Annotated in this window: 12 protein-coding genes; 8 read left to right on the forward strand and 4 right to left on the reverse strand. The window is 75.1% G+C overall.

Going from position 1 to position 12,874, the window contains the following annotated elements:
- Positions 1-68: 68 nt before the first annotated feature.
- From OG802_RS01960 to OG802_RS01995, 8 genes are all read left to right on the forward strand, one after another.
- Entirely contained in the window at positions 69-1,361 is a 1,293-nt protein-coding gene (locus OG802_RS01960; protein ID WP_329406507.1) for a PP2C family protein-serine/threonine phosphatase, read from the forward strand.
- A gap of 5 nt (positions 1,362-1,366) precedes the next feature.
- Positions 1,367-2,272 (forward strand): STAS domain-containing protein, encoded by a 906-nt coding sequence (locus tag OG802_RS01965; protein WP_443055163.1) that lies wholly within the window; start codon positions 1,367-1,369, stop codon positions 2,270-2,272.
- A complete protein-coding gene (locus OG802_RS01970; protein ID WP_329406510.1) occupies positions 2,269-2,673 on the forward strand; it encodes an STAS domain-containing protein in 405 nt (134 codons plus the stop codon). The genes OG802_RS01965 and OG802_RS01970 overlap by 4 nt, the downstream gene beginning before the upstream one ends.
- Entirely contained in the window at positions 2,670-3,119 is a 450-nt protein-coding gene (locus tag OG802_RS01975; RefSeq protein WP_329406513.1) for an anti-sigma regulatory factor, read from the forward strand. The genes OG802_RS01970 and OG802_RS01975 overlap by 4 nt, the downstream gene beginning before the upstream one ends.
- Positions 3,116-4,219 (forward strand): ATP-binding SpoIIE family protein phosphatase, encoded by a 1,104-nt coding sequence (locus OG802_RS01980; protein WP_329406516.1) that lies wholly within the window; start codon positions 3,116-3,118, stop codon positions 4,217-4,219. Before OG802_RS01975 ends, OG802_RS01980 begins: the two co-directional genes overlap by 4 nt.
- A complete protein-coding gene (locus OG802_RS01985; RefSeq protein WP_329406518.1) occupies positions 4,216-6,021 on the forward strand; it encodes a PP2C family protein-serine/threonine phosphatase in 1,806 nt (601 codons plus the stop codon). Before OG802_RS01980 ends, OG802_RS01985 begins: the two co-directional genes overlap by 4 nt.
- Before the next feature lie 290 nt (positions 6,022-6,311).
- Positions 6,312-7,706 (forward strand): NAD(P)/FAD-dependent oxidoreductase, encoded by a 1,395-nt coding sequence (locus OG802_RS01990; RefSeq protein ID WP_329406521.1) that lies wholly within the window; start codon positions 6,312-6,314, stop codon positions 7,704-7,706.
- A gap of 46 nt (positions 7,707-7,752) precedes the next feature.
- Positions 7,753-9,999, forward strand: coding sequence for an FUSC family protein (locus OG802_RS01995; RefSeq protein ID WP_329406522.1), 2,247 nt, complete (start codon positions 7,753-7,755; stop codon positions 9,997-9,999).
- A gap of 34 nt (positions 10,000-10,033) precedes the next feature.
- Here the strand turns inward: OG802_RS01995 and OG802_RS02000 are convergent, their stop codons facing one another.
- The 4 genes from OG802_RS02000 to OG802_RS02015 form a co-directional block, all read right to left on the reverse strand.
- Positions 10,034-10,465 (reverse strand): hypothetical protein, encoded by a 432-nt coding sequence (locus tag OG802_RS02000; protein WP_069772077.1) that lies wholly within the window; start codon positions 10,463-10,465, stop codon positions 10,034-10,036.
- Positions 10,466-10,493: 28 nt separating this feature from the next.
- Positions 10,494-11,330 (reverse strand): DUF1206 domain-containing protein, encoded by an 837-nt coding sequence (locus tag OG802_RS02005; RefSeq protein WP_329406527.1) that lies wholly within the window; start codon positions 11,328-11,330, stop codon positions 10,494-10,496.
- Positions 11,331-11,589: 259 nt separating this feature from the next.
- Positions 11,590-11,922, reverse strand: a complete 333-nt coding sequence (locus OG802_RS02010) for a DUF5133 domain-containing protein (protein WP_329406528.1) — start codon at positions 11,920-11,922, stop codon at positions 11,590-11,592.
- Positions 11,923-11,975: 53 nt separating this feature from the next.
- On the reverse strand, positions 11,976-12,791 hold the full coding sequence (locus OG802_RS02015; protein ID WP_329406531.1) for a SigB/SigF/SigG family RNA polymerase sigma factor: 816 nt from the start codon (positions 12,789-12,791) through the stop codon (positions 11,976-11,978).
- Positions 12,792-12,874: the final 83 nt, after the last annotated feature.

The raw sequence follows: 12,874 nt of genomic DNA on the forward strand, positions 1-12,874 counted from the left end.
ACACTCTCGCAGGCTTCCGGACGGCTGTCAGCCCGCCCCCGCCGCCGGGCGACGACGGGACCGGCCGCGTGAACGGACTCGCCACCGCCGCACGCGCCCTGCGCGCGGCGGCGCCGCACCGGCTGCCCGGCACGCTGCACACCGTGCTGCGCGCCGGTTACGCGGCCGAGCGGACCGACCTGCGGCTGGCCGACTACGGGCAGACGGCCCTGCTGAGCGTGGCGCCCGACGGGCGCGGCGCGCGCAGCCGCCGGTCGCTCCCGCTGCACGGCAGCGCGCCGGGCCGCGCCTTCGGCGCCCAGGAGCCCTTCGTGGAGGAGCTGGACGGCGGGCGCGTCCTCGCGCACCTGCCCGTGACCGTGCGCGGCGACCGGCTGGGCGTGCTGTCGGTCACGCTGCCCGGCGCGGGGCTCGGCGACGGCGGACTGGCCGAACTCGCCGCGCTGGCGCGGCTCCTGGGGCACGAGATCGTGGTCGCCGAACGCGACACCGACGTCTACCGCCAGGCGCGCCGCACGGAGCGGCTGACGCTGGCGGCCGAGATGCAGTGGCAGTTGCTCCCGGCCCGCTCCTGCACGGGCGACGGCTATGCGCTGGGCGCCCAACTGGAGCCCGCCTACGCCGTGTTCGGCGACAACTTCGACTGGGCCGCCACCGCCGACCGGCTGACGGTGTACGTCACCGGCGGCATGGGCGAGGGCATCGAGGCGTCGCTGCTGACCGGACTCGGGGTCAACGCGCTGCGCCACGCGCGCCGGGCCGGGGCGCCGATCGCCGAGCAGGCGGCCCTCGCCGGCCGAGCCGTCCACGCCCACTACGGGGGCGAGGCGCATCTGTCGGTCCTGCTGGTGGACCTCGACACGGCCACGGGACGCATGCGGGTCGTCGACGCCGGGTCGGCGCAGCTGCTGCTCGTGCGCGACCGGGTCCCGGCCCGGATCACGTTCGACGCCCTACCGCCGCTGGGCCTGGCCGGGGAGGCCGACTACACGGCGCGGGAGTTCACGCTGCTCCCGGGCGACCGGCTGCTCCTCGTCAGCGACGGGGTGCACGCCGCCGCGTCGCCGGGCGGCGAGATCTACGGCGAGCAGGCGCTCGCCCGGGCGGTGACGTCGGCGGCACTGCTGCCGGCGGCGGACGTGCCCGCGGCGGTGCTGCGCGAGCTCGCCGGCCACCGGGGCGGATCCGAGCCGGACGACGACGCGCTGGTCGTCTGCCTCGACTGGTCCGGACGGCGGCCCCGGTCGTCGTCCGGCGGCCCCGGAACGGACCTGTCGCCCGGCGACGGGCACAGCACGGTCCCCTCGCCACCGTCGGGACCACAGCGACACGACGAGGACCAGGACGCGGACGAGGAGTGAAGCACTTGCCGGAACACGACACGACGGCACGGAACACGGAGAACCCGGCGCCCTCCCAGGCGGTGGGCGCGTTCCTCGGCCGGCGCCGTGAGCAGATCGCCCAGCGGTGGGCCGACGAACCCCTCTTCCGCGCGGTGTTCACCGTCTCGCGGGACGAGGCGGTGGAGGCGGGCCGCGCGGTCGCCGACGCGCTCGCCCAGGTGGCCGGATCGGGCCGGGTGGAGGACACCGACGGCGCGGGCTTCACGGCGGTGCGCGACCAGCTGGCCCGGATGGCGGCCTCCCGGGGCCGGGCCGGCCTGACCTCGGCGCAGATCTCCCGCGAGGTGGACGCCCTGCGCGTGCCCGCGGTGGACCTGCTCGTGGCCGACCTCCCGCAGGCCCCGTCCGAGCACGTCAGAGAGTGCGCGACGACCCTCACCGCGCTCATGGGGACGCTGCGGCTGGTGGTGATGGAGACCTCGCTGACGGAGGGCCAGGCCCTCATCGACCGGCAGCAGGTGCAGCTGCTGGAGGTCGCCACGCCGGTGATCCGGCTCTGGGACGGCATCGTCGCCGTCCCGCTGATCGGCACGCTGGACAGCGCCCGCAGCCAGGTCGTGATGGAGACCCTGCTGGAGTCGGTCGTCGACCAGCAGGCGCGGTTCGCGATCCTGGACATCACCGGGGTGCCGACGGTCGACTCGCTGGTGGCGCAGCACCTGATGAAGACGGTGGCGGCCGTGCGGCTGATGGGCGCGGAGTGCGTCGTCTCCGGCATCCGGCCCGCCATCGCGCAGACGATCGTCCACCTCGGCCTGGACCTGCCCGTGGTCACCCGGTCCAGCCTCGCCGACGCGCTGGCGTACGCCCTGCACCGGCTGGGCGCCGACATCGTGTCCGTGTCGCCCGGCGGTGCTGGTCCCCGGTGAACGACGACCTCCTCCGCGCGGGCGCGGCCCCCGTGCCGGTGCTCAGACTCGGCGACGTCCTGCTGATCACGCTGCAGGGCGATCTGCACGACGGCACCGCGGAGCAACTTCAGCGCGACATCGCCGAGTCGATCGTCCGCAGCCGGGTGACCGGAGTCGTCATCGACATCTCCGGGGTCGAGATCATCGACTCCTACCTGGGGCGCGTGCTGGCCGAGATCGCGGCCGGCTCACGTCTGCTCGCCGCCCGGACCGTCGTGGCCGGCATGCGGCCGGCGGTGGCGATCACCCTCGTGGAACTGGGGCTGACACTGCCGGGACTGCGGACCGCGCTGAGCACGGAGGCCGCCCTGGAACTGCTCGCGGCGTCCGCGGACGGCCCGCACGGGGAGCCGAGGTGAGCGGGACGGCCGCGGGCGTGGACGCCCGCCTGCCGATCCGCTCCGACCTGGACCTGGTGTGGGTGCGCCAGCACGTGCGCCAGGCGGCCGCCGCGGTCGGCTTCGGCCTGGTCGAGCAGACCAAGCTGGTCACGGCCGCCAGCGAGCTGGCCCGCAACACCCTGGTGTACGGCGGGGGCGGCGAGGTGGCGACCGAGCGCGTGTCGGACGGGAGGTCGGCGCACGGGCTGCGGCTGACCTTCACCGACCGCGGGCCCGGCATCCCCGACCTCGACCAGGCGCTGAGCGACGGCTACACCTCGGGCGACGGACTGGGCCTGGGCCTGGGCGGCGCGCGCCGGCTGGTGCACGAGTTCGCCATCGACAGCGCGCCCGGCTCCGGCACCACCGTCACGGTGACCTCCTGGGCCGCCCGTCCGCCCCGGCCGCGCGAGGAGCTGCGATGACCCGGGTGTGGGACGTGCCCGTGCACGACTCGACGCGGCTGCGCGACGCGCGGGTGGCCGCGGAGTGCGCGTCGGCGCTGGCCGGTCTGGACCGGGCGCGCGCCGACGCGGCCGCCCTGGTGGCGACGGAGCTGGCGACGAACCTGCTCAAGCACGCGCACGGCGGACAGCTCCTGGTGGAAGCCGTCTGCGGGCCGGGCGGACGGGCGGCGGGCCTCATGGTCCAGATCGCCGCCGTGGACCACGGGCCCGGCATGGCGGACGTCCCGGCGGCCCTCGGCGACGGGTTCTCCACGGCCGGCTCGCTCGGCGCCGGCCTCGGCACCTGCCGGCGGCTCGCGGACGACTTCGACCTGCACAGCGTTCCGGGGCGCGGGACGGTCGCGATCGCCCGGATGGGCGGTGCGGCGGCCTCCCGCGGCGGCCGCGACACGGCCGCGTGCCCGAGCGGCTCCGGCCCGGCGGGCGGGGACGCCGCGGACGCGCCCCTCGGGGTGCGGGCCGGCGGCGTCAACATCCCCTTCCGGGGCGCCGAGCACTCCGGGGACGCCTGGACCTGCGTGCGGGCCGGACATCTGCTGACGCTGATGCTGGCCGACGGCCTGGGGCACGGCCCCGACGCGGCCCTCGCCTCGACCGCGGCCGTGGAGGCGGTGCGCGGCTCCGGTCATCTGCCGCCGGCCGAGCTGCTGCGCCGGCTCGACGACGCGCTGCGCGGCACCCGGGGAGCGGCGGCCGCGGTGACCCAGCTCGACGCCCGGGCCGGACGGCTGCGCTTCTGCGGCGTCGGCAACGTGGGGGCGCGGCTGCGCGAGGGCGACTCCTGGCGGCATCTGCTGTCGCGGCCCGGCATCGTCGGCGCGCACCGGCCCAGGACCCTGCCCGAGACGGAGGCCCCCTGGGGCCCGGACCGGCTCCTGGTCCTGCACAGCGACGGGCTGCCCAGCCGCTGGGCGCCGCCCGCCGATCCCCGTCTGCTCGGCGCCGACCCCGCGCTCGTCGCCGCCGTGACGGTGCGCGACGCCGGGAGTTCCGCCCGCCCGGTGCGTGACGACACCGCCGTGGCCGTCCTGTCCCCGACCCCGCCGGACCGGCCATGACGCGCACCTGGGAGATCAGTACCGTCACCGACGCCGCGCGGGCGCGGATCGCGACCGCGCGGGTGGCCGCCGCGCACGGCGTGCCGCCGCTGGAGCGCGCCCGGCTGGCCGCGGCGCTCAGCGCCCGGCTGCACCGGTGCCTGGCCAAGGGCGGCGCCTGGCGGCTGGCCCTGACACACGCCGACGGGACCCTGCTGATCGAGCTGACCTCCTCCCCCGCCGACGGCGAACGCCCGTGGCTGATCAACGCCCCCTGCCCGGAACCCGCCGCCGGGCCGGTCGGCGACTGCGTCGCGGACGACGCCCCGGTGCTCGCCGAGGCCCTGCTCGGCGCCGACGAGGACACCGCCGTGGTGCTGGACCGGCTGGCCGAGCAGGAGGAACTCGTCGCCTTCCACCGCGAGGAGCTGCACCAGACCAACCAGGGCGTCCTCGCGCTGCACGCCGAACTCGACGCCGCCGGACGCGCCCAGCGCGAGGCCTTCGCGGCGGAGCGCGCGGCGCGCCGGGAGGCGGAGGCGGCCCGGCGCAGACTGACCTTCCTGGCCGACGCGAGCGCGGCGCTGACGGCGTCCCTGAACCACGAGGAGATCGTGCGCCGGCTCCCCGAGCTGCTGGTCCCCGAGTACGCGCGCTCACTCGACGTGTGGCTCCTCGACGCCGAGGAGGACCACGGCCCGTCCGTCCCCCGTCCGGCGGCCGCCGTCCTCGCGGCCCGCACCGGGCGGCCGCAGTACGCGGCGGCCGAGCCGGGCCGCCTGCCGGGGGTCGACGACCAGCCGCCGTCGGCGCTGCTGCCCGGCCGGCCCCTGCTGTGCGTACCGCTGCCGGCGCGCGGCGCGCCGCTCGGCGTGCTGACGCTGACCCCGCCGGGAGAACGCTGGGACCCCGACGACGCCGTGATGCTGCTGGAGCTCACCAGGCGGGCGGGCGGCGCGCTGGAGAACGCCCGGCGTTTCGAGCACAACCGGGACATCGCCGAGACCTTGCAGCGCGCCCTGCTCACCGACCTGCCGGCCCTGCCCGGACTGCGCCTGACGGCGCGCTATCTGCCGGCGACCTACGGCCTGAACATCGGCGGCGACTGGTACGACGCCTTCCGGCAGCCCGACGGCAGCCTCATCACCGTCATCGGCGACGTGACCGGGCACGGGCTGCACGCGGCGGTGATGATGAGCCAGCTGCGCACCGCGCTGCGCGCCTACGCCGTCGACGGCGGCACCCCGGGCGAGCTGCTGACGCGGCTGCACACCTTCCTGCACCACCTCCAGCCCGATCTGTACGCCACGGCCGTGATCGCGCGCTTCCGGCCCGGCGAGCCCGAGCTGACGTGGGCGGCCGCGGGGCATCCGCCGCCCGTGCTGCGCGGGCCCGACGGGCGGGTGCGCACGCTGGACGCGAAGCCGGGGGCGATGCTCGGCATCCCGCTGCACCAGGAGATCGCCGACCACACCGTGCCGCTGGAGCCGGGATCGACACTGGCGCTGTACACCGACGGGCTGGTCGAGCGCCGCGCGCAGGGCATAGACCCGGGGATCGAGCGCCTGTCGGCGGCGCTGGGCTCGTTCCGGACGGACGAACTCGACGCGGACCTGGACGGCTCGGCGGAACGCATCCTGGAGCCGATGCTGAGCGACTCCGAACGCGACGACGACGTCTGCCTGCTGCTGTGCCACCTGGACGGCAGCCCCGGCGGCGGCCTCGGCGGCCCGTTCACCGGCGGTCTCGAGGGCCTCCCGGGCGCACGGGACGGCCGGCTCGGCGGGAGCCGCCTCGACGGCCACCTGCCGACCGGTTCCTGAAGAAGGCTCAGCCACCCGCCCGCCCGCGCGGCCGATTCCCGGCCCTCGGCAGGGCCCGTCGTGACCGCTCCCCGGCGGCCGTGATCGTCCCGCATGCCGGTCCGTTCGAAGGCGAGGGCGTACAAAGGGTCATCCCGGGGTACGGAGGCAGCCTCAGGAGAAACGTTCGTCTGCATGCCTCGTCCGACTGGCGCCACCGGTTCGCGCGCGGTGGTATCGATGAGGTGCGAAGGCCCGGGGGCGGGGCACGCGCACCAGGTCGGGCAGACCGCCTGGAGCCGCAGAAAGGGATGGACATCGTGACACGACCCAGGATCCTGGTAGTGGGCGCGGGCTTCGCGGGAGTGGGGTGCGTACAGCGTCTGGAACGCGCGCTCTCCGCCGCGGAGGCCGACGTCACTCTGGTGACGCCGTTCGCCTACCAGCTCTATCTGCCGCTGCTGCCGCAGGTCGCCTCAGGCGTGCTGACGCCCCAGTCGATCGCCGTATCACTGCGCCGCAGCAAGAAGTACCGCACGCGGATCATTCCCGGCGGCGCCATCGGCGTGGACCTCAAATCGAAGGTCTGCGTCATCCGGACCATCACCGACGAGATCGTCAACGAGCCCTACGACTACATCGTGCTGGCTCCCGGCAGCGTCACCCGCACCTTCGACATCCCGGGGCTGACCGACCACGCCTTCGGGATGAAGACCCTCGCGGAGGCCGCGTACATCCGCGACCACGTCATCACCCAGCTCGACCTCGCCGACGCCAGCAACGACCCCGCCGAGCAGGCCTCGCGGCTCCAGTTCGTGGTCGTCGGCGGCGGCTACGCCGGCACCGAGACCGCCGCGTGTCTGCAACTGCTCACGCACAACGCGGTCAAGCGCTATCCGCGACTGGACCCCGGCCTGATCAAGTGGCATCTCATCGACATCGCGCCGAAGCTGATGCCGGAGCTGGGCGACAAGCTGGGCCGCAGCGCGCAGGAGGTGCTGCGCAAGCGCGGCATCGACATCTCGCTGGGCGTGTCCATCGCCAAGGCGGGCCCGCAGGAGGTCACCTTCACCGACGGACGGGTGATCCCGACGCGGACGCTCATCTGGACGGCGGGCGTCGTCGCGAGCCCGCTGATCGCCACCCTGGGAGCCGAGACGGTCCGCGGGCGGCTCGCCGTGTCCGCCGAGATGAACCTGCCCGGCGAGGACGGGGTGTTCGCCCTCGGCGACGCCGCCGCCGTGCCCGACCGGGCCAAGGGCGAGGAGGGCGCCGTCTGCCCGCCGACGGCGCAGCACGCGATGCGGCAGGGCAAGGTCGTCGCCGACAACGTCATCGCCGCGCTGCGCGGGCAGCCGATGCGGCCCTACGAGCACAAGGACCTCGGTCTCGTCGTCGACCTCGGCGGCACGGACGCCGTGTCCAAGCCGCTCGGCGTGGAACTGCGCGGACTGCCCGCGCAGGCCGTGGCCCGCGGCTACCACTGGTCGGCGCTGCGCACGGGCGTCGCCAAGGCCCGCGTCCTGACCAACTGGACGCTGAACGCGATCGCGGGCGACGATTTCGTCCGTACCGGGTTCCAGGCCCGCCGGGCGGCGAAGCTGAAGGACTTCGAGTACACCGACAGCTATCTGACGGCGGAGCAGGTGCGGGCGCAGGTGGAGCAGGCGGGCCGGACGGAGGCGAGCGGGCCGGATCCCGCCTGACACCCACACCGCGAGGCACAGCACGGGCAAGGGAGAGTACGGCGGCGTGAGGGCGGCGGCACGGGCGTTCGGCACACGAGGGCGGGACCGGGTCGCGGCGTCCGACCCCGGTCTGCTGCGGCTGGCCGCCGGACTGCGGACGGTGGGCGCGATCACCGTGACGCTGGCCGTGCTGTCGCTGTTCGGCGCCGACATCTCCCACCTGGTGGCCGGCGCGATCGCCTCGATGGTCGCCACGTTCGCGGTCCGGGAGAAGCAGCGGGACCGGCAGGCCGTCACCCTGGCGGTGGGCCTGCCGGTCGCGCTGGCCTCGGTGTCGGTGGCGGCGCTGCTCAGTTCCCGGACGGTGGCCGGCGATCTGTTCTTCGTCGCGCTCATCTTCTGCGCGGTCTACGGCCGCCGGTTCGGCGACCGGGGCACGGCGCTGGGGCTGATCGGCTTCCAGGTGTACTTCATGTCGCTGTTCGTCGGCGTCGGGACGTCGTCGCTGCCCGGGTACTACGGGGTGATCGCCGTGGCCTTCGCGAGCAGCGCGGTGGCCCGGTTCGCGCTCGTGCCGCAGACGCCGGCCGGGATCCTGGGGCGGCTGCGCCAGGCCTTCCGGGCGCGGCTGGCGCAGTTGCTCGACGCCCAGCTCGACCTGCTGGACGCGGCGCCGGACGACGTGGCGAAAGCCGTCGCCCAGGTGCGCGAGGGCACCGCCCGGCTGCACGAGACGGCCATGATGATCCAGGGCCGGCTGGACGAGGGCACTCCGGACGAGTCGGTGGCCCGGCTGGTGCAGCGGCGCATCGCCGACGCGGAGATCGCCGCCGAGCGCCTCGGCCTGCTGCTGCTCACGGCCCGCAGCGCGGAACGCGCCGACACCCTGACCATGCACCTGCCCGGAGCGCCCCTGCCGGACAGCGGCCGGCTGCCGGTGCGCGACGAGGCGCTGGAGACCCTGCGCCGCGACCTGCTGGCCCTGCGGCTGCTGGTACGCGATCCGGCGGCCGCGGGGACGGGGACCGCGCTGTCCCAGGTGCGCAACCGGCTGCTCGGCTACCGGGACGAGGAGAACCTGCCCAAGGCGCCGCCCGCGGTGCAGGACGTGTTCCGGGGGGTCGGCGAGGCGGCGCGGGCGGTGCTGGGGCTGCGGATCGCGCTGGACGGCCCGCAGGACGAGTCCGCCGACAGCCCCGAGACGGCGCGCTCGCGCGAGGAGCTGGACGCCGAGGACGCCGCGATCGGCGGAGCCGAGGAGGACGAGGAGACGGCGGAGCAGCCGACGGGCCTGCGGCGGCCGACGACGCGGGCCGCCGTGCAGGTGGCCGTCGGCTCGGCGCTGGCCATCGTCGGCGGTGAGCTGCTCTCCTCGCACCGCTGGTACTGGGCGGTGCTGACCTGCTGGATCGTGTTCATCAACACCGCCTCCACCGGGGAGATCCTGGTCAAGGGCTCCCGGCGGCTGCTGGGCACCGTGCTCGGCGTGGTCGCCGGCATCGTGCTGGCGGGGCTGGTCGGGCACCACACGTGGACCGCGTTCGCCGTGGTGCTGCTGTGCGTGTTCGCGATGTTCTACACGGCGCCGCTGTCGTACACGCTGATGTCGTTCTTCGTCACGGCCGCCCTGGGCGTGCTGTACACGCTGCTGCACACCTACAGCCTGTCGGTGCTGGTGCTGCGGGTGGAGGAGACGGCGCTCGGGGCCGCCTGCGGGATCGTCGCGGCGGCGCTGGTGCTGCCCGTGCACACGGACCGGCGTACCAACGAGCTGCTGACGGCCGTGCTGGAGCGGCTGGACGAGGTCACCGGGGCCGCCGTGGAGCAGCTGAGCGGCGCTCCCGCGGCCGATCTGCTGGACCGGGCGCGCGATCTCGACCAGGCGCTGGCCGACCTGAGGGCGGCGACCCAGCCGCTGACGCATCCGGTGACGCCGCTGCGCACCAGGCGGGACACCGCCCGGTACGTCGTGGCGCTCCTGGAGACCTGCGCCTATCACGCCCGGTCGCTGGCGGCCACCGCGGAACTGCTGCCGACGCACCCGTCGATAGCGGCGGATCCCCGGCTGCGGCGGGCGGGGCAGCGCATCCGGCACAACATCGGGGCGATCTCCGCGCGGGTCGCGCGGGAGCCGGGCGCCGCCGAGGTCGTGACCGGGCCCAGCATCGCGGCCCTGCTGAAGCCGGGGGTGCCGGGGACGCCGCGGTACGGCCGGGTGACCGACCGGGTGCTGCGGCATCTGCAGCGGCTGGACGAGGCGGTGGTCGGCCTGGCCCGCCCGCTCGGCGCGCCGGTGGCCCCGCCGCGGTGAGGGCGGGCCCCGGCCGCCGGGCCCGGGCGCACGCTCAGAAGTCCGTGGACATGCCGCTCGCGGCCGCTATGCCCCGCAGCGCCTCGGTGTCCTGCTGGCGCTGCTGGATGCAGCCGGCGATCTCGGCGAGGCGGCCCGGGTCGGACGCGGTGGCCGCGTCGGTGACCACCCGGACCGGGCCGGTTCCGTCGACCTGGATCTCGACCAGCTGGTTGTCCAGCCGGCCGGTGACCGCGGTGGCGATGACGAGGGCCGCCTCGTCGCGGATCTCCTGGGGCAGGTCCTCGGTCTCCTCGGGGTCGAGGGCGAAGTCGAGGCTCTCGGGGGGCTGTTCGTCCAGGGCGCGCAGCGCGGGCGCCACGACCTTCAGCAGGAGCTGGTAGTCCTCGCTGTCCATGCGGACGCGAAGCAGGTCGAGGTACATGTCCACGGGCCGTCCGTCGCGCGGGAACTCTGCATCGTTCATCTCGTCCGTGTTCCCCGTGAGGCCGACGTCAGACCTTGCGCCAGCGGGCCATGGCGAAGGAGAACAGTCCGAAGAGCATGAGCCCGGCCGCGACGCAGGCCAGCAGGCCCGGTCCGGCGGGGGTGCCGGCGAACGAGCGCAGCGTGTCGTCCAGTCCCTTGGCCTTGTCCGGCTCGTACTCGACGGCGGCCCGCACGGCGAAGACGCCCGCCGCGGCGAAGACCAGGCCGCGGGTGCCGCCGCCGCCCACGCCGGTGACGTCCACCAGGCGCCGCACGCGGGGGGACATCTCCCCCAGTCGCAGCTTCTTGTGGTAGGAGCGCATGACGGCCCGGGCGGCGATCCACAGGCCCGCGACGACGATCCCGACGCCGGCGACGCCCACGATCCACTGTCCACCGGACAGCTCCAGCACCCGCGCGGTGACGTCGCGGGACTGTTCGTCGCTCGATCCGCCGCCGCTGCCGGAGCCCGCGGCGAAGGCGAGGACGGAGTAGGCGACGAAGGAGTAGAAGACGCACCGGCCGAGCGCCACCAGCCGCTTCTTGGCGCTGCGCCCGTCGGCGCCGACGGCGCCGAAGACGGCCTCGGACAGCCGCCACAGGGCCATGCCGACCAGGCCGACGCCCAGCGCCCACAGCACCACCGAGCCGAAGGGCTTCTCGGAGATCGCGGCCAGGGCGCCCTGGCGGTCCGCCTCCTCCTTGGTGTCGCCGAAGGCGATCTGCAGGGCCAGCAGCCCGACCAGCAGATAGATCACGCCCCGTGCGGCGAACCCGGCCTTGGCGGCCCCCTTCGTCACCGAGCCGCGTGCCGCCCGTTCCGCTCCGGCACGGCCGTTGCGCGCCATGGCGCTCGCGTTCATCGCGTCCCCTCCCTGAATTCTCCCCGAATTTCGCAGAGTCCGACTGCCCCGCCTCCAGCCGCACACACGTACGGGTGCGCACACACCTGCGGCCGGCCGCCCCTGGTGGGGGCGGCCGGCCGCGGGTGCGGGGCGTGCGGGTGGTGCGGGGCCCGGGCGGGGCGGGCCGGACGCCGGCGCGGTGGCCGGGCGGACCGCAGGGCGGCCTGCCGGCCGGACGGCCTCGCACCGGCCTTACGGGCGCGGCCTCCGGCGCCCTTCAGGCGTACACGCGGGGGCCGTCGTCGCTCTGCGGACGGGCTCCGGCCGTCTGCGGACGGGGGACGGCCTTCTGCTGAAGGCCGGAGGCCGTCTGCCGGCGGACGACGGTGGTCTGCGGGCGGGGCGCCGCCGCGGTGTCGGCGGCGGAGGCCGCCTCCAGCCAGCGGCGGGCCGTGCGCAGGGCGTCGTCGACCTCGCGGGTGCCGGTGGACACGCACAACGTGTAGGCGAGGTCGCGCTCCTGCGCGCGCGCCTCGGCGGTGCCGTCGGCGGACAGCGCCTCGTACTCGTCGACGAGCGTGCGCAGGACGACGGGATGGGGCATGAGCATCGGCGGGCTACTCCTGACGTCGAGAGGGGGAAAGGGGGTTCGGTGTCGTACTGTCAGCGCAGGGCTTCCTGGCGCACCCGCTCGCAACTGCGGCTGATGAGCCGGGAGACGTGCATCTGGGAGATGCCGAGCCGGTCGGCGATCCTGCTCTGCGTCATGTCCTCGAAGAAGCGCATGTAGAGGATGGCGCGCTCGCGTTCGGGAAGGCGGCGCAGTCCCTCCTTCGCGGACTCGCGGTCGACCACGACGTCGAAGGAGGGGTCGGCGGCCCCGAGGGTGTCGGCGAGGCTGTAGCCGTCGTCGCCGGAGGGGACCTCCGCGTCCAGTGAGAGGGTGCTGAAGCTCTCCAGGGCCTCCAGGCCGGCGGCGACCTCGTCCTCGGTCAGCCCGGTGTGGGCGGCGATGTCGGCGACCGACGGTTCGGGCGCGCCCGGGCTCTGGGCCAGTTCACGGCGGGCGACGCGCACCTTGTTGCGCAGTTCCTGCACCCGGCGGGGCACCCGGAGGGCCCACATCCGGTCGCGGAAGTGCCGCTTGATCTCGCCGGTGATGGTGGGCACCGCGTAGCTTTCGAAGGCCCCGCGTTCGGGGTCGAAGCGGTCCACCGCCTTCACCAGCCCGAGGGCCGCCACCTGGCGCAGGTCCTCGAGGGACTCGCCCCGGTCGCGGAAGCGGCCGGCGATCCGGTGGGCCATGGGCAGCCAGGCGGTGACGATCTCGTCGCGCACCGCGTCCCGTTCGGGCCCCTCCTCCAGGGCGACCAGCCGGGCGAACCGGCTCGCGGTGTCGGGCGCGTCGTCGTGGGTGCGTCGCGGCGCAGCGGCGGCGGCCGGTCCGGCGGGACGGCTTGTCGACATGTCGATGAGCATGCGTAAACGCTCCTGAACGGTTGTTTCAGGTGACTGACGACGGGAGGGCTCCTGCCACCCGGGGCACGTGCAGCGCCCGAAGC

The organism is Streptomyces sp. NBC_00704 (assembly GCF_036226605.1).
GTDB lineage: Bacteria > Actinomycetota > Actinomycetes > Streptomycetales > Streptomycetaceae > Streptomyces.